Origin of the sequence: Chryseobacterium sp. RR2-3-20 (assembly GCF_017808115.1) — a bacterium.
GTDB lineage: Bacteria > Bacteroidota > Bacteroidia > Flavobacteriales > Weeksellaceae > Chryseobacterium > Chryseobacterium oryzae.
Genome location: NZ_JADQBD010000037.1, coordinates 1 through 17695 on the forward strand (window position 1 = coordinate 1; position 17695 = coordinate 17695).

General features: G+C 33.7%; 14 protein-coding genes. 8 read left to right on the forward strand and 6 right to left on the reverse strand.

Annotation, left to right across the window (positions count from 1 at the left end):
* Window positions 1–255 precede the first annotated feature (255 nt).
* Genes IV513_RS09610 through IV513_RS09620 form a run of 3 tightly spaced genes read right to left on the reverse strand, consistent with a single transcriptional unit; the run spans window position 256 to window position 4201 of the window.
* The gene (locus tag IV513_RS09610; RefSeq protein ID WP_209390361.1) at window positions 256–1830 is read right to left on the reverse strand and encodes a beta-carotene 15,15'-monooxygenase; all 1575 of its coding nucleotides are present in this window, start codon (window positions 1828–1830) and stop codon (window positions 256–258) included.
* 5 nt (window positions 1831–1835) lie between these two features.
* Window positions 1836–2885 (reverse strand): HlyD family secretion protein, encoded by a 1050-nt coding sequence (locus IV513_RS09615; RefSeq protein ID WP_209390362.1) that lies wholly within the window; start codon window positions 2883–2885, stop codon window positions 1836–1838.
* Window positions 2885–4201 carry a TolC family protein gene (locus IV513_RS09620; RefSeq protein WP_209390363.1) on the reverse strand — a complete coding sequence of 439 codons (1317 nt, stop codon included), beginning with the start codon at window positions 4199–4201 and terminating at the stop codon, window positions 2885–2887. The genes IV513_RS09615 and IV513_RS09620 overlap by 1 nt, the downstream gene beginning before the upstream one ends.
* Window positions 4202–4311: 110 nt before the next feature.
* Here IV513_RS09620 and IV513_RS09625 point away from each other — a divergent pair, with 110 nt between their 5' ends.
* From IV513_RS09625 to IV513_RS09655, 7 genes are all read left to right on the forward strand, one after another.
* Window positions 4312–5097 (forward strand): AraC family transcriptional regulator, encoded by a 786-nt coding sequence (locus IV513_RS09625; RefSeq protein WP_209390364.1) that lies wholly within the window; start codon window positions 4312–4314, stop codon window positions 5095–5097.
* Between the two features lie 224 nt (window positions 5098–5321).
* Window positions 5322–5789, forward strand: a complete 468-nt coding sequence (locus IV513_RS09630; protein WP_209390365.1) for a VanZ family protein — start codon at window positions 5322–5324, stop codon at window positions 5787–5789.
* Window positions 5790–5863: 74 nt separating this feature from the next.
* Window positions 5864–6865: an alpha/beta hydrolase gene (locus IV513_RS09635; protein WP_209390366.1), complete on the forward strand. Its 1002-nt coding sequence runs from the start codon at window positions 5864–5866 to the stop codon at window positions 6863–6865.
* Window positions 6866–7042: 177 nt separating this feature from the next.
* Entirely contained in the window at window positions 7043–7582 is a 540-nt protein-coding gene (locus IV513_RS09640; RefSeq protein WP_209390367.1) for a TlpA disulfide reductase family protein, read from the forward strand.
* A gap of 82 nt (window positions 7583–7664) precedes the next feature.
* Entirely contained in the window at window positions 7665–8006 is a 342-nt protein-coding gene (locus tag IV513_RS09645) for a YkvA family protein (RefSeq protein ID WP_209390368.1), read from the forward strand.
* Between the two features lie 95 nt (window positions 8007–8101).
* Window positions 8102–9460, forward strand: coding sequence for an orotidine-5'-phosphate decarboxylase (pyrF, locus tag IV513_RS09650; RefSeq protein WP_209390369.1), 1359 nt, complete (start codon window positions 8102–8104; stop codon window positions 9458–9460).
* Between the two features lie 158 nt (window positions 9461–9618).
* Window positions 9619–12438, forward strand: a complete 2820-nt coding sequence (locus IV513_RS09655; RefSeq protein ID WP_245168912.1) for an aminopeptidase — start codon at window positions 9619–9621, stop codon at window positions 12436–12438.
* A gap of 51 nt (window positions 12439–12489) precedes the next feature.
* On the opposite strand, the gene IV513_RS09660 is transcribed toward IV513_RS09655, so the two are convergent.
* The 3 genes from IV513_RS09660 to IV513_RS09665 form a co-directional block, all read right to left on the reverse strand.
* The gene (locus IV513_RS09660) at window positions 12490–13053 is read right to left on the reverse strand and encodes a T9SS type A sorting domain-containing protein (protein WP_245168913.1); all 564 of its coding nucleotides are present in this window, start codon (window positions 13051–13053) and stop codon (window positions 12490–12492) included.
* A gap of 39 nt (window positions 13054–13092) precedes the next feature.
* Window positions 13093–13350 carry a lamin tail domain-containing protein gene (locus IV513_RS15835; protein WP_245168914.1) on the reverse strand — a complete coding sequence of 86 codons (258 nt, stop codon included), beginning with the start codon at window positions 13348–13350 and terminating at the stop codon, window positions 13093–13095.
* A gap of 158 nt (window positions 13351–13508) precedes the next feature.
* A complete protein-coding gene (locus tag IV513_RS09665; protein WP_209390370.1) occupies window positions 13509–14291 on the reverse strand; it encodes a T9SS type A sorting domain-containing protein in 783 nt (260 codons plus the stop codon).
* Window positions 14292–14474: 183 nt separating this feature from the next.
* On the opposite strand from IV513_RS09665, the gene IV513_RS09670 reads away from it, so the two are divergent.
* Entirely contained in the window at window positions 14475–17672 is a 3198-nt protein-coding gene (locus tag IV513_RS09670; protein WP_209390371.1) for a hypothetical protein, read from the forward strand.
* Window positions 17673–17695 lie beyond the last annotated feature (23 nt).

Sequence of the window (17695 nt, forward strand, 5' to 3'; positions counted from 1 at the left end):
TTCTGTCCCAAAATGTGCTGAAAAACTGAATAAATTCATATCTAATTGTTTGATTACTACAAATATACAAAAGTTATGATAAATTACGGATATTCATTATTTTTTTGAAAATATGGCTCGATTAATGATTTTAATTCCATCCAGTTTTCATACATATAAAAGAAAAAAAGTCATACAACCTCAATAAGTTATACGACTTTGTTTAAATTAAAAATTCGAAATAAATATTTTTTCCAATTATATTGCAAACCTTCCTTAAATAGGTAACAAAGGTCTGAAATGTACATACACTTTTTTCTCTTTAATATAATAGCATAACAGCAAAAACAGAACGGCTAGAGAAAGCCAGATCATTACAGAATAGTAATCCATAATAGAACGAAGCAAAATCTGATTGTCCAACTGCACTTTAAATACTTTTTGCGTAACCGGCGGAATATCTTTTTTAGACCATCCGTTGTTTTTCAGGTATAAATTAATCCCGCTGATTTTATCGTTATAAAACTGATTATTATTGCTGATGTAATCTAAAAAACGACTGTAATGAATATTATAATTGTAAACTGTAAAATATTTGGTTAGGAAAGAACTTACCGTATATCCTAAAAACCTTACTATCAAACAAAAAGCAGCGGCAGACGGTGCCAAATAATACGGAACAATACTAATTGCAAATAATATTGTTGGAACCATAATTAACCCCACCCCAAGACCATGAGCAAACAGCGGAATGCCATAATATCTTTCATTTCCGGCATTATCCAGCATTTGTACCATGCAGAGATGATATATTAAAAGTGCCGTAAAGCCACACATCCAAAGCCAGATTACATTAGATTTTTTTATTTGATGCCAAGCTGCTAAAGCTACTCCCGTAATAATTCCGATAAGATTAAATACAAAAATATAGGATATATGACGGGGATCCATGTGGAGAATATTTTTATAAAAGCTTCCCATATAGGCAAAAGAAAACCTTTCTATATACATAAAAAACAGAAGCAAAGCAGCCCACAAATAATTTTTCTCTTTAAAAATAGAAAGATCTATATAAGGTCTTTTTAAAGTAAACTGACGGATTACAAAGAAAAATACAGCAAAAAATATAATTACAGCCACCTGAATTATTTCTGAATTTTGAAACCAGTAATACTGCTGTCCGTAGACACTTAAATATCCTAATCCTATTAAAATTATTGCCAGTAAAATAAAACTGCTCACATCCAGCTGAATAAGGGTATGTCGGTGAAATACTTTGGCAGAAGATATACAGACGAGTACCACCACTACACTGCTTGCAAACATGACCATAGACAGCTTGTACACAATATCAAAATTATACTGATCTATTAAATCTGCCGTAATAAGATTATTGAACGAACTTGTACACAATAACATCCCGAAAAATAAGCTGTACGCAACCTCTTTTGCCCGAAAAGATTTCATAAAACCGGTTGCCATAGAAAGATATAAATTAACAGCACTTGCAAAAAGCATCCCCTGAACAAAACGCACCACAAAAATCACCAGCAAAATCTGAGATGAAAATAAAAGATAACAGCACAGCAACTGAAAAAGCTGAAACTGAATAAAATACTGTTTTGATGTAAAATAACTGTAAAACCTCCTTTCTAAACAGTAAAAAGATGCAAAACCAGCGTAATAAAGAGAAATTGTAAACTGTATATCATTAGGCTCAATCCCATAATATCCTGCGGCAACATCTTCATTTGCCAAAGGAAGAAAAAACATAATCATATTGGGAAGCAGAAGCGCAAAAAGAATAATCTTTGCGAGCCACGCAGGAACCCATTTTTTAAACAGACCCATTTGTTTTATTTATGATGTGGAACAGTAACCGTAACATTCATCCCCGAAAGAAGTTTAGAACGCCATTCTTTATCAACATCCAAAATTTCTATCTTTACTGGAATTCTCTGGACAATTTTCACAAAATTTCCTGTGGCATTATCCGGCGGAAGTAAAGAAAAACTTGAACCCGTAGCCGGAGAAAACGCCAAAATTTTTCCTTTGAATTTTTTATCCGGATAAGCATCTGCTGTAATAGTTACCAAATCTCCAACAGAAAACTCCGCTATCTGAGTTTCTTTGAAGTTAGCCATAATCCATTTTGGCGTTTCATCATTTACAATATAACATAGATGATCTCCCACATCAATCATCTGTCCTTTTTCTATTTTTCGCTTTCCAAGTCTTCCGTTGTAAGGAGCGGTTATTACCGTGTAGCTTACATCCAGATTACGGCGTTGTTTTACTTCATTCAGACGTTGTTTTTCGGCACCGATTACTGCTTTTTCCTGATTCAGATCCTGAACTTTTTCCTGAGCAACTCTATAGTGCTGTTCTGCCTGAGAAAGATCACTTTTATAAATATTCAGATTGGCTTCAATCTGTTCCAGTTTTTGTGCAGTTGCAGATTTCTGACTGTAAAGCTGTTTGTATCTTTCATACTCAAGATTTTCTTTCCATACTTTAATTTTTGCTGCTTCAATTGCTTGGTAAGCTTCACGAGCTTCAGCTTCCAGCGTTTCCCGCTGCTGATTAAGAACCTGCGTACTGGCATTCTGTTTCTGAAGTTCTGCTCCTACCTGGTTTGCATCAAGCTTGTATTCTTTGCTATCGATTATAAACAAGGTATCGCCGGCTTTAACGTTATCAAAATCATTAAACTTCACCTCTCTTACATATCCTCCTACTCTGGCAATTACGGGGTTGATGTATTCTACAACCTGCGCATCGTTGGTAGTTTCGTTATGCAAAAATGTATAAATAGATAAAAAAGCTTTTACAGCAATAATCAGTACGAAAACCCATGCAACTGCAGAGGTAAATTTTACAAGTTTTTTACGATGAGATACTTTCATTATAATGTTCCTGTTTCGAATTTTAGGGAATAATAATTTTTCAGAATTTCCATTTTTGACTGTTCCAGTTCAAATTTGGCTTTCACCTGCTGCAAATTGGCATCCAACAGATCGGTAATAAGTGCAGTCTGATTAAAATAGGCATTCTTTAGAATTCTTGCATTTTCATCTGCATATTTTTGGTTCTGCTCATAGACTTTTTCGTGCTTCACTGCTTCATCATATTGATAAAAACTTTTATAAATACGGGTTCTTATCTCATCGTTTGTAAACTCATGGTGAAGATTTGCCGAATTCAGTTCAATTTTAGATTCTTCAACTTTATGTTTATTATGATACAAACTGCTGATGTCGTACGAAGCTTTCAGCCCTATAATTCCTAAGCTGTACCAATTGGGATTATAGGGATAAAGAAAAATCTGCGGGTTAGAAAACTGCAAAGACCCGGTAATCCCGACTTTCGGGTAGTAATTGCCTTTATTCAGTTTCAGTTTCATTTCGGCGGCTTGTGTTTGGTGGTGAGAAAGTTCGGCATCAAAACTTTTATTTAACGCCAACTCAATTGTTTCTTCCAAAGTAAAAGGAGGAATCTGTTCTTCGGATGGTGATATTTCTGGTTCCAGTACAGTTTTATCGTCATTTCCCATCAAAACATTAATCTGTTGCTGCAACACAATAATACCGTTATCAATTTCCGTTAAGGTCATTTTTCTTTTGCTGAGTTCGAGTTCGGCACGAAGAACATCACTTTCAAGAATAATTCCGGCTTTGTACAGGTTTTTTATTTCTGTAAGCTGACTTTCTTTATCATGAATATCTTCTTCCATCGTAACTTTCCACTGTCGCTGCAAATAAAGATCTATAAAAAGATGTATTGCCTTAAGTTTGGTTGCACTTATCAGTTTCTCTTTGTCGGTAACAGAAATTTCAGATAAAATCTGCGCTAACTTAATCTCGTTTTTAGTTTTAAAACCATCGAAAATATTCAAATAAAGATTGGCACCCGTATTATACAGCGTATGAATTACATCGTGATGCTCTGGTTTGTTAAAAATCCCATTTTCGTAAACCAACATATTCGAGGCTTTATCTACAGAACCAAAAACACTTAAATTAGGCAACTGATTGCTTTTAGCCTGTTTGGTTTTCGCCTCAGAAATCTGAATTTTAAGCTTTTCCAGAGCGATTTCTTTACTGTGTTCTTCTACACCGCTAAGCAACTGGTTAAGACTTAAACCTGCTGTCTGTGCATGTACGGAAATCTGAAAATTAAGAAGCACTAACCCTAAAAAAAACTTCTCTTTTGTACGGATCATTTACTATTCACTTTTAAAGATGCAAAGTTATAACGTTAGCACTTTTGTCATTTTATATAAAATAGACTGATTTTTATCCAAATCAGCCAAAATTATTTTTATTTTTGAATATGAAATTATTTGATATTCTTGAACAGATTGACACATCACCGAAAGACGTTTTTATTATTCATGAAAGGTTTGAACGCGATTATGATTTGCATTCGCATCACAAAGATCAATTAAGCTTTGTAGAAGGAGGAACTGCGTATGTAACTATTGAAAATGAATATCTTGTGGTTCCGGCAATGCATTTTTTATGGATTCCGGCAAATACGCCGCACCGTTTGAAGGTTTCTCATCATGCTACCCAACTTCACTCATTTTACTTTAAAAAATCAGGTTCAGATTTTTATCAGAATCTTAGAATATTTCCCGCCAACAAACTGATTATTGAACTGATTAAATTCTCTGAACGATGGAATAACGAATTTGTAGATTTTTCTGAACCTTATGCCCATACTTTATTTTCGCTGCATGATTTATTGGCTTTAACTAGCGAAAAACCTGTAAAATTACAATTACCCACTTCGGAACATCCTAAAATCGAAAAAATAACCGAGTACATCCACTCCAGATTTAATGCTCATCTTACGCTGAATGAACTTTCTGATAATTTCAACATGAGTGAACGGTCATTCAGCAGATTATTTAAAAAGGAACTGAAAACTTCTTTTTTACAATATCTTAAAACCTATAGAATTATTCAGTCCATCAATCTTCTGCAAAAACACCACGACAGTTCTATAGAAGAAATTGCCAATTCCTGCGGTTATGAAACCATTACCGCTTTTAGCAATGCTTTTTTAGAATTAACAGGCATGAGACCTTCACAGATGAGAAAAATGATGTACTGATACAATAGACCGATAATTCTTCAATCAATAGACAGTTTAGAGATAAATAATATCAAAACTTAAAAAAACTTAAAACCTCAAATCTGATATTATGTTAAATAGTTCTAAAAAAATATAAACTATTGTAACGTACAGAATAAAGGTAAGGTAATTGTGTTATAGAAGCAAAGACCAAAAACTAATAGCTGGATTTTTTTTATTACTAATCCCTTAAAAGGAAACCTATGAAAAAATACTTTGCAGTTTTTATAACAGTTTACACGATTGTTTTGTTGTATATGATGTTTTATGCATCGGGAAGAGAACCTTCTGAAATCGCCTATTTTCAGCATAAACCTTTTATAACAATTCAGAATTTTTTCGAAAATAACAATATAGATAATCAGGATTTTATCATTAATATTTTTGGAAACATATTTTTGTTCAGTCCGTTCGGGTGGTTAGGATTGTGCATAAAGAAGTTTAACAGATTTTTGCCCATCACCATTTTTTTCCTTGTTGCCATTAGTATAATTGAGTCTTTACAGTATTTCTCAGGGCGAGGAGTTGCCGATATTGATGATGTTTTTCTTAATACATTTGGGATGCTCTTAGGTTTTGTATTATTTAAATATGCGACTTGGAAAAATATTGCAAACATTAGATTTCATTTTGATTTATTGGAAAAAGGCCAATTATCTCCCATTTCTTAAATGAAAACATTTTAGAAGAAACATCCACTTTTTGCACAGAATTTGCAGTGAGAATTGCGTTTATTCCCTCAATTATGAAATCAATTTTGCCCAATAGACGGCTTTTCACTTATTTTTTTGTCCTAATTTTCTCAGTATTTTCGACTCTAGCATTTTCACAAAAAAAGAAAACAACCATTCTGTTTGAAAAAGCGAATGTTGAAGAAAACATTGCCTATAAAACCGATGAAAACAATAACAAAATTTTGTTGGATATCTACACTCCCAAAAATACTGACACTAAGAAGTTACCTGTAGTAATATATGTTCATGGAGGAGCGTGGGTAGAAGGCAGCAAACTGATTTATGGAGATAATTTTATTGAAAATACTATTTCAAAGCTTTTAGATCAGAATTTTGCAGTAATCAGTATCAATTATCGGCTTGTAACTAAGGAAATTCATTTTAATGCACCAATACAGGATACCAAAGATGCAGTGCGTTGGGTAAGAAAAAATTCAGACCAATATCATTTAGATTCTAATAATATCGGGATGTGGGGAGATTCTGCAGGAGCACATCTTGCACTTTTAAGTGCTTATACTAATGATAACAAGTTTGTCGGCGATTCTACCCTATCGAAATATTCCGCACGAGTAAATTATGTTATTGATAATTTTGGACCTACCGATATGAACAGGCTGCTTCACACACGTGCACCACAGCCGTTACTTTTTACAGTGGGATTAATTTCAAAAAAAATAATTGAAATTAGGGGAAAACTGATTAAGGGAATAACCGGTTTTGATGCCAAAGAAAACAAAAAAGAAGTGATAGAGATTTGTAAAGACATTTCACCACTCTTGTATTCAGAAAATACAGTTCCTACATTGATGATTCATGGGAACAAAGATAAAATTGCCCCTTTGAGCCATTCTAAACGACTGAGAAGAATGCTTGAAAAATCTAAAACAGAAAATAGTTTAATCATTATTAAAAAAGGAACTCACGGATTCAGCACGACAGATAAAACAGAACTTGAAGAGATCAGTAATGCGATGGTAAATTTTGCGGTTGCTCATCAACAAGCTCCATAAAATATTCTTTTGTAGATTTTTATCGCTATTAAAGGAAATACTGCTATTTCTTTTGCAGTTATCTTTCAAAATGATTAATATTGTAGTGGGTTGAAAATCAGGTTTTTGAAATTATTATTTTATATTTAATTTTATATTACACTTTGATTTTCAATTATTTAAATTGAATTTTAAGAAATGAAAAAAAACTTCATATACATCCTTATTCTCGCTGTTGTCGCTGTTATTGCTTTGGTTCCGGGTATAAGAAACTTTTTGAAAGACCAGTTTTTGCCGGTTGCCACGATTGAAAATGCAGTTCACATCAGCAATGAAGATTACGATATAGAGCTACAGGGAATAAATGTTCCAAGCACAAACCTCAAAAATTTTAAAGATAAACCTCTTTTTCTTAATTTTTGGGGAACCTGGTGTCCTCCATGTGTTAAAGAATGGCCTACTATTCAGAAATTGTATGACGGCAGAAAAGACCACCTCAACTTTGTGCTTATTGCGATGAAAGATGATGAAGCTAAAGTGCGTAAGTTTCTTAAAGAAAATAATTATACCGTTCCTGTATATATCGCACAAAGCCCAATTTCGGAGAAAGTACTTCCCAAAGCTTTTCCTACTACATTTTTATTGGATCAAAACGGGAGAATTCTCCTTAAAGAAGATGCTTATACTGATTGGAATACAGAATCTATACATCAATTCATAGATAATATTATCAAATAATAATTTTAACGGAATTTTAATAATGCATTGGTACGCAATTTGAAAATTCTATTACGTTGAAGTTATAAAAACAAACACAAAAATGAAATATTCTAAAATCACAATTGCTAAAGAGGCCATAAGCCACAAAGGATTTCTGAAAAAAATCCCCGATATTTTCAGAATGGTTAAGTTATGGAGAAAAGGCGTTTATCCTGCAAAATCGATGGATATGATTCTTCCGCTTTTAGGGATTTTATATGTACTTTCTCCCATAGATTTAATTCCAGATTTTTTCATTCCTGTTGTAGGGGTTTTGGACGATTTGGCTGTTTTATCTTTTACCATACCAAAACTAATGAAAGAAGTAGATAAATTTCTTCTTTGGGAAACCGAAAGAAAATATGGCAATGCACAAATAATAGAGGCAGAAATTGTAAAATAAATAAAACCATCCGAGTGATGGTTTTTTGTTTATCATGAATTCGGCACTACCTTTTCATCACAAATCATTAAATTTGCAATATCTAATAAAAAATAATGGAAAGTAAAAAAGAATTCTTTTTGGAATGCTACAAACTTGGCATCATCAAATTTGGAAGATTCACCCTGAAAAGCGGTATTGAAAGCCCTTTTTATGTAGACTTAAGACCACTCGCATCCGATCCTAAAATCCTTAAAAATCTTGCCAACTATCTTTTGGATATGCTTCCTTTGGATAACTTCGACCTCATCTGCGGAGTTCCTTATGCTGCACTTCCGATGGCAACTGCGATGTCTTTGGAAAGCTACATTCCGTTAATTATTAAAAGAAAAGAAGCCAAAGAATACGGTACCAAAAAAATGATTGAGGGAATTTACCAGAAAGGACAGAATTGCCTTTTGGTAGAAGACGTTATCACCTCCGGAAAATCTTTGATAGAAACCATTGCCGAAATCGAGCAGGAAGATATAAAAGTAGCAGATATAGTTGTGGTTTTAGACCGAGAACAGGGAGGAAAACAACTTTTGGAAAGCAAAGGATACCGCGTTCATACACTTTTCAATATTTCTGAAGTTTGCGAAATTCTTCAAGAAAATGGAGATCTTAGCGATGCAGAAGTTCAGAGAATTAACGATTTCTTAAAAGGAAATCATATTCAGTTTGAAGAAAAAAAGAGACTTTCTTATCAGCAGAAATTTGAGCAGGCACAACATTCTGTTTCAAAAAAATTATTAGAAACGGCATTAGCAAAAGAATCTAATCTCATTGCTTCGGCAGATGTTACCACTACGCAAGAACTTTTGGAACTCGCAGAAAAAGTAGGACCACACATTATTGCATTAAAAACTCACATCGACATTATTTCGGATTTCGATTACCAAAATACCATTATCCCATTAAAAGAAATAGCTTCAAAACATAAATTTCTATTAATGGAAGACCGAAAATTTGCAGATATAGGAAATACTCAGGAATTGCAGTTTACAAGCGGAGTTTTCAGAATTACCGACTGGGCAGATTTTGTAACTTCTCAGGTTATTGGAGGTTTCGAATCTTTAGATTGTTTCAAAAATGTGGGCGTAGTTGCCATTATAGGAATGTCTTCCAAAGGTACGTTAACATCCAACAATTACCGTGAAGAAGCCCTGAAAATCGCTCTTTCTCATCCAAACGTAATTGGCGGAGTTTCTCAAAATCCTATTCCTGAAGAAATTCTGCTTTTCACTCCCGGAGTAAACCTCGCAGATTCCGGTGACGGAAAAGGGCAGCAATACAATACTCCGGAACATGTATTTAAAACCCTATATACAGATTTTATCATCGTAGGAAGAGGAATTTATAAATCTGAAAACCCAGAACAGGCAGCGTCTTTATATAAAAGTGCAGGTTGGAATGCCTATCTCACTTCTTTGTAAAAAATAATTACACCTATTATTTCCTGAAATTTGAATTGCAATATCATTCAAATTTCAGGATTTTTTTGTGAAATACTTTTATATTTTAACAGTATTACTGTTTTAAAAAATATTTTTTTTGCATTAAAATACATTATATTTGATGCTTTATCAGAGTATTGAAAAAATTTGGTGTAAGTATTTTCCTGTTTTTTGGAATTGTGCAATTTCATGCACAAAAAGACAGTATATCTATAAATGCGGAACTTTCTCCGGACAGAAAAACCATTGATGTAAGTCAGCAAATTGTTTATTACAATCATTCCGACAAAGATCTTAACACCATTAAACTTCTCAACTGGATTTCTGCCTACAATAAGCGAGGAACAACCCTTGTTTACCGCAAACTTGAAGACCGTAATTACAACTTACATTTCGCTAAAAAAGAAGAACTTGGTAAAGTTTTACATCTCGAAATAAGCGATGATAAGCATTCAATAACGATTCAAAATGAGGTAACTGATGAAAATCTTTTCCTGAAACTGAAAGAAGCTCTTCATCCTGGACAGCAGATAAAATTAGAGCTTAAATACCAACTTCAATTACCAGACAGAAAATTTACAGGATACGGGACTTCTCCACAAGATACTGCATTGAAGTATTTTTTCATTGTACCTGATCATTTTGATGACTCGAACATGGTAAAACGAAACTACCGTGATATTGAGGAATCCGTAAATTTTAAAACCTACTGGGCGGTAAAATTTAACACCAAAGAAGTTTACAACATTCAAAGTAATCTTCCAAAGAACGAGCCTGATTCTTTTAGCGGATATTTGAATTCTGACCCTGAATTTCTTTTCAGCAAAAATAATTACCCATCTGTTACCATAAATTCTGATGATGTAAAAACCGAAATACAGTTTGGTTATCCGGTAAGTTCACAGGAAATTCAAAATCTTGAATTTTACCTTCCATTACAGTTGAAATTCATTAAAGAAAGAATAGGAAGCATTCCTGAAAAACTTTTTATTTCTGATAAATTCAGAGCAAAAGAAGATTTTTTCGGAAATAACGATATCCAGTTCTGGAAATTCAGATTCAAACTATTTTCGGATGCGGAAAATGCAGATTTGGATTATTTTGGGATTATCAGCAAAAAAATTATCGACGAAAAAATCATTACAGATAAAGAGGAAAACCATTGGTTTAAAAACGGATTAAAATCTTATCTGGAGATACAGTATCTTAAAAAATTCTACAGTGATGCAAAACTGTTGGGACAACTTCCGGAAACTAAAATCTTTGGAGTAAAGCCTTTAAAACTATTTCATGCATCTAAAGTAAAATTACTCGATCGTTACGGATTAGCCTACCAGTACATTATGACTCAGAATCTGGATCAGAAAATTAATGAACCTTTTTCTGCTCTCAGCAATTTCAATGATATGGCAATAAGTAGTTTCGAGACTGGAACATTGTTCAGTTATTCGGCAGATAAGATGGGTGCAGAAAAATTCAACACACTCATTAAAGACTATATTGCAGAGAATGCGAACAATGAAGTAAATCCTCACGATTTTTTAGAAAAACTATCGGAAAAAGATGCTTCTTCGGAATATCTTAAACATTATATCAGCAAAAAACAACGGGTTAATTTTAGATTAAAAAATTTCAGAACCAAAAACGATTTTCTGAATGTGAAAATTGCAAAAAACACAGACGAAAATATTCCTGTAAAGCTCGAAGCACAGACAAAAGAAGGCAAAAGAGCATCTTATTGGGTAGATACAGAAAAAAATGAACGCCAGAAAACCGTACAAATTCCTGTGGAAGATGTTTACAAAATTACTTTGAACAACGATTATATTTTCCCTGAGGCTAATTACAGAGATAATTTCCTTTATACAAAAGGGATTTTTTCTAATGCCAAGAAAATTAAATTTAAGCTGATAAAAGACATTCCAAATCCGGAGTTTAATGAAATTTATCTCAACCCGAGAATTCGTTTCACCAATACTTATGATAAGTTTCTTATCGGGATGAACTTCAAAAACCAGTCATTATTCGATCAGAAATTTCTGTATTCTATAACTCCGTCTTACAGTACAGGAACAGGGAAACTTACGGGTTCCGGAGCTATTTCCTACTCGTTTTTACCTGCCGAAAGTGTGATCCAAAGACTTACTTTTGGAGTTTCAGGCTCTTATTTTCATTACGATTATGATTTAGCATATCAGAAAAATTCTTTGTACACCAATATTAGCTTCAGAAAAAACCCTAGAAGTACAGTCAGTCGTGGATTAGGGATTTCCTACACCTATTTTCAACGTGATCTCAATCCTCAAATGATTGCTCAAAATGATTATGCTAAATATAATCTCTGGACGGTTGGTTATGGGTTTACCGACAACCAGATGATTCATGAAAAAAGTTTCAGCATCAGTACTCAGGGAATGGAAGATTACAATAAAATTACCGCTGAAGCATTATACCGATGGGAATTTGCACCAAGACAAAAGTTGAGTTTGAGACTTTTTGGAGGGTATTTTGCCAGAAATGAAACCAGAAACAATATTTTCGATTATGGGATATCCCGAGTTTCAGATTATTCATTTTCATATAATCTTTTGGGACAAAGTGCAACCGGTGGGATATTGTCTCAGCAGTTTATTTTGGCAGACGGAGGTTTTAAATCTTTTATTCCGGGAAGTGTAAATCAGTGGATTACTTCTTTTAATGTAGATTCAAGTGTTTGGAAAATTTTTCATATTTACGCAGATGCAGGGCTTTACAAAAACAAAAATCAGTCTACACAATTCATTTGGGACAGTGGTGTAAAAGTTCGGCTTATACCCGATTTCCTTGAAATATTTTTACCCGTACAGTCTTCTTTAGGATTCGAACCCGCTTTCAAGGATTATGGAAAAAGAATACGATATACTTTAATCCTGAATTTAAGCACCATTATTAATGCAGCTAGGAGAGGATGGTATTAAAAAACAGCAATCTTTCGACTGCTGTTGAATGATACTTAGTTATTTAACCCCTTAATTTTTAATAATTTTCTGAGATACCGGCTGATTATCTATTGTAGCCGTAATGATGTAATTTCCTTTTTGAATATCTGACACATTTAGATATTTAGCATATTTGCTTTCAGAAGTTCTGATTAATTGACCGGAAAGGGTATAAATCTTAATATCTTTTACTTCTGTTTCAAAAATAATTCCATCTTCTTTAACGAAGGTGTTTTGTACAAATTTATACTTGTGCACTGTGCTTTGTAAATCGGTTACCGCTAAATTTCCTGATGATTGTGGTGTTGGTAGAGTTATTGTAAAATCTACATTATTATTGTTGGTATCTCCGTTTACTCTGGTAATAGAATTTAAAATTGTTGGAGATGGTGCAGCACCCGCTCCCTCAAATTGATTTGCCAAACCATATCCTACAAAATCTAAGACATTTGCAGAAGTAGGCCCAGAAACTTGAGTGTTATTATTCGCCAAAGCCACTTTGCCAGAAGTAAAGGCAAGCCCCACTCCTACTCCAACCTGTGCAGATCCATCGAAGTTTAGTAAAGCAGTTACAATAAGATTAGGATTGAGCAAATTAATGATTCCTCCAAAACCATCTGTTCCGTGCTGAATTTAATAGGTTTGTCCTGCCGCTAAAGTAATATTAGGAAGATTATTGTATTGAGTAAAACTGCCGTTAGATGATGCATACTGAATTGTAGCACCATTCAGTGAAGCTGATGTGGAACCAATGTTCTTCAGTTCTATGAAATCGTGGGTAATGGCTGCTCCAAGAATACCACCCCCAGTGTAAATTTCATTAATAACAATCTGTGCATTAGAAAATGCAGTCATCGAAACAAGTCCGATAAAAGTAAATACTTTTTTCATAACAATATATTTTGGTGATTGTCATAAAAAATCCAAAAATAATACCAAATATTTATATTTTACACATAAATATTACATTATACATGAAAACTTAATGATTTAAAATCATAAAAAAACCACTTCGTATGAAGTGGCTTTGCTATTAAATATATAATATATTAATCTTTCAAAATTTTCTGAGAAACTGGCTGGTTATTTACAGTTCCTGTTACTAGGTAGCTACCTTTAGGCAAATCTGCAACATTTACAGTTTCGTTAGCTTTAACAGAAGTTGTTTTTAATACTTGCCCAAGCATATTATAAATTTTAACATCGTTTATGTCCTTCCCAAAAAATATATCTTCTTTAACAACTGTATTTTTCACTAAGCTATACTTGGACTTAGAAAAATCTGTTACAGATAAATTTCCTGTTGTAACAGAAAAATCGTCAAAAGATACATTAGATCCACTATAAGCACGAACTTGCAAACGTAATGATGCTACAGATGAAGGTGAAGTTACTGTTGTAGTATATTGACTCCATACAGCACTTGTTGGTAAATATCCGTTATTTGGTCCTCTTAAAGGATCAGAACTTGTATTAGAATTTTGATAAATTATAGTATTAGCAGAATCAAAATAGTTAGCCCAAATTCTAGCATCTGTATTATCTCCTGTTGCTTTATACCAGAATGAAATTGTGTAAGTTGTACCAGGAGTAACAGAAATATTTTGTTCAAATCCTGTAGTAGCTGCTGGAGACACATATTCTACAGCATTACTTCCTGCATGAGGATCCGTTGTAGTAATTGCAGGTAAAAAATAAGCAGCTCCTGAACCTGGATTCGTTGCAGACCATCCCGTTAATCCATTTTCAAATCCTGAATTAGTAATTAAATTTTGTGCATTTGCAACTCCTGCAACTGCAACAATTCCTAAAATTGTAAAGATCTTTTTCATAAGTAAAATTTTTATATTGATAATTTATACAGCAAAAATAATGCTATTTTTTCATTTTACGCAAAAATGAGGTTAAATTTCTGTTAATAACGCTAAAACCTTTACTGTTCACAATTTTTAGTTATTTTTACCAATTATTTTACAGATTTGAGGAATTATATTCTGATATTCTTATTGTTTTTCATGGGCTTATCATCTTATAACGCCCAAATTTTTACGTGGAAAAATCCCAATATCCTTCAAGACAGTATAAAAAAAGACAGCATTATCGCTTTAAGGCTAGAAAGAGATCTTTTTGCAAAAGACACTATGGATTTTGTAAAAACCAGCAACAGAATTATTGTAGATGAAGCTGTATTGGCAAAAAACAATTCTAAAAGATTTTTGGGTGAGCTCAATTCTAAAGGTTCCATTATTAGAGGAATTACTTTTGGGAACAACCAGGGACAGTCTGTACAAAGTTCTATGGATTTACAGATCTCCGGAAGACTTTCGAAAGATGTAACAGTTCTTGCAAGTATTTCAGATCACAATTTACCGATTCAGGCGGATGGATATACTCAAACTCTTGAAGAATTCGACAGAATTTATATGCAGCTTAACATTAAAGAAAAATCTATTCTTAGAGCAGGACATTTAGATTTGGCTGAAACTAAAAATTATTTTTCAAAATACCAGAGAAGAAGCATGGGACTTCAGTTTCAGACACAGTTTGGAACAGACAATAAAACTTTTGTAGACATTTCGGCAGGTGTTGCACGAAGTGAATTTCACAGAATTCGTTTTCAGGGAATTGAAGGAAACCAAGGGCCATACCGCCTTACAGGTAAAAACGGCGAACAATTCATCACCTTAATTTCCGGCTCTGAACAGGTTTTCATAGACGGGATTTTAATGAAACGAGGAGAAAACCAAGACTACGTCATCAATTACAATACAGGAGAAGTTACTTTTACGAGTTTCAGACCTATTTTCCAGCAAAATTTCATCACAATTTCTTTCAATTACGCCAATAGAAATTATTCCAGATATTTATTTACCGGAAAATTAGAACATCAAAGAGAGAAATTCAGAATAGGACTGAATTGGTTCATGGAAAATGACAACAAAAACGCTCCCTTAGCTTTAAATTTATCCAAAGAAGATGAACAAATTCTCGCCAATGCCGGAAACGACCCGAATTTAATGTACGCTCCGTCTGGTGTGGTGGCAGAATATAATGTAAATAAAATACTGTACAGTTTGGTTCAGAACCCGAGCGGAAGTTACTACCAGTTTTCTACCGATCCGGCTCAAACTCTTTATCAGGTTTCTTTCACGTACTTCGGCGCCAATCTTGGTGATTACCGACTGAAGCAGACTACCAATAACGGTAGAGTTTTCGAATATGTAGGTCCCAACATGGGAGACTACAGAGCGGTAAGAAAATTACCTTCACCACAAAAAGCACAGGTTTATACTGTTAATTCTGAATATTTATTGAAAGACGGTAAAATTGGAGCAGATGTTTCTTTAAGCAATTACGATCTCAATTTGTTTTCTTCTAAGGATTCTGACCAGAATATTGGCTATGCTGCAAGAATTTTCGGGAATAAAACATTTACGAAAAACAGTTGGAAAGGAACTCCAAGTTTTGAATATCAATATATAGACAAGCAATTCCATATTTTAGACCGTATTAATGATGTAGAATTCTCCAGAGATTTCAACTTAGCCAAAGAATTCAACAATATCACTCAAAATCGTTTTATTTTCAGTTTTTTAAATAAATGGAATAACAAATCTGTCCTTAATTACAGAGTAAATTATCTTGATGAACGAGATTCTTACAAAGGAATTAAAAACGATTTGGATTTTGGCTGGATTAAAGGAAAATTCACCACCAAAGGAAACTTTTCTTACTTAGATACCAAAGCAACACTTCAGAACACGAAATTCATCCGATCCGGAGCCGGAACAGAATTTACCGGAGAAAAAGGCAGCTGGGCTTTAGGCGGAAGCATGGAACATAACGAAAAGAAATTTAACGACAGCCAGTTGATGGATGTTACGAGTTTCAGCTGGAAAGAGCTTTTTGTACAGAAAAAAGTTGGAGACAGTGTTAGAACAAAGCTTTTGGCTAAAATGTATGTGAGAGACAATGATTCTGTTCGGGATAACAGATTACAGAACATGAACCGTATTTTAGGTTTTATGGCAGAAAGCCAGATTATTAAAACTGAAAAAACTACATTAAATGCTTTGCTACATTACAGAAAATTTTTCTATAAAAATGATGATGTAGATCTAAATCAAAATAAAGATTTTGTTGTAGGAAACATTTTATACAATCAGCAGCTTTTCAAAAACGGAATGCGTTTGCAGGCATTTTACGAGCTTGGAAATGGGCAAGAAGCACAGCGGGAATTTCAGTACATTAAAGTTACCGATGGACAGGGCGTTTACAAATGGACCGATTATAACGGCGATGGCGTACAACAGCTCGACGAGTTTGAAATTGCAGAATATTCAGATTTAGCACAATATATTAGAGTGTACACCAATTCGGTAAGATATATTCCGTCGAATAAAAATAAATTGCAGCTTGCATTATTCGTTAATCCATCGGTGGTTTTCAGTTCTGAAAACAAATTTTTAAAGCGCTGGAATTTTAATGTTTCTTTAAATTCTCAAAATTCATTCTATAAAAAAGATAAAGTTTTGGTTTTAAACCCTTTCGAAACCGGAGAAAATCTGATTCTTAAAAACCAGAACATTCTTATGTCTGCCCAGTTTAACCCAACCGACCAGTCGGGCTGGAACGGGAATTACCGCTTCATCTCCAACGATAATCTCCTGAATGCCAATTTCAGCAATGAAGAAAGAAATCAAACCTCTCATTTTGTGAATTTAGGCTATTGGTTCAATAAAGAATTCAGAATCGACTGGGAAAATTCTATTCACGACATTCAAAATTCATCGCAACTTTTTGCTACGAGAGATTACCGCCTCAATAATTTCGAAACCAAACCTAAAGCAACATATCGCTTTACAGATGCCATTCAGGCAGAATTTTCTTCGGCATACCGAGAAAAAAAGAGAATGGATGGCGAAGAAATGCTTAAAGCTTTCGACATTACAGGAACAATACAGTGGGAACGCAAGAAAACCTCTATTCGTGGGAATTTTTCTTTTATTAATAATGATTTTACCGGTAATAATTTCACCATTGTAGGAAACCAAATGCTTGATGGTTTAAAACCCGGAAAAAACCAAGTCTGGAGCGTATTTGTTCAGCAGGCAATTAATTCTTTCTTACAGCTTAACCTGAACTATGAAGGAAGAAATTCTGGCGACAGAACCATTCACATAGGAAGTATGCAGGTAAAGGCAAGTTTCTAATATATATTGTACGATCTCAATAA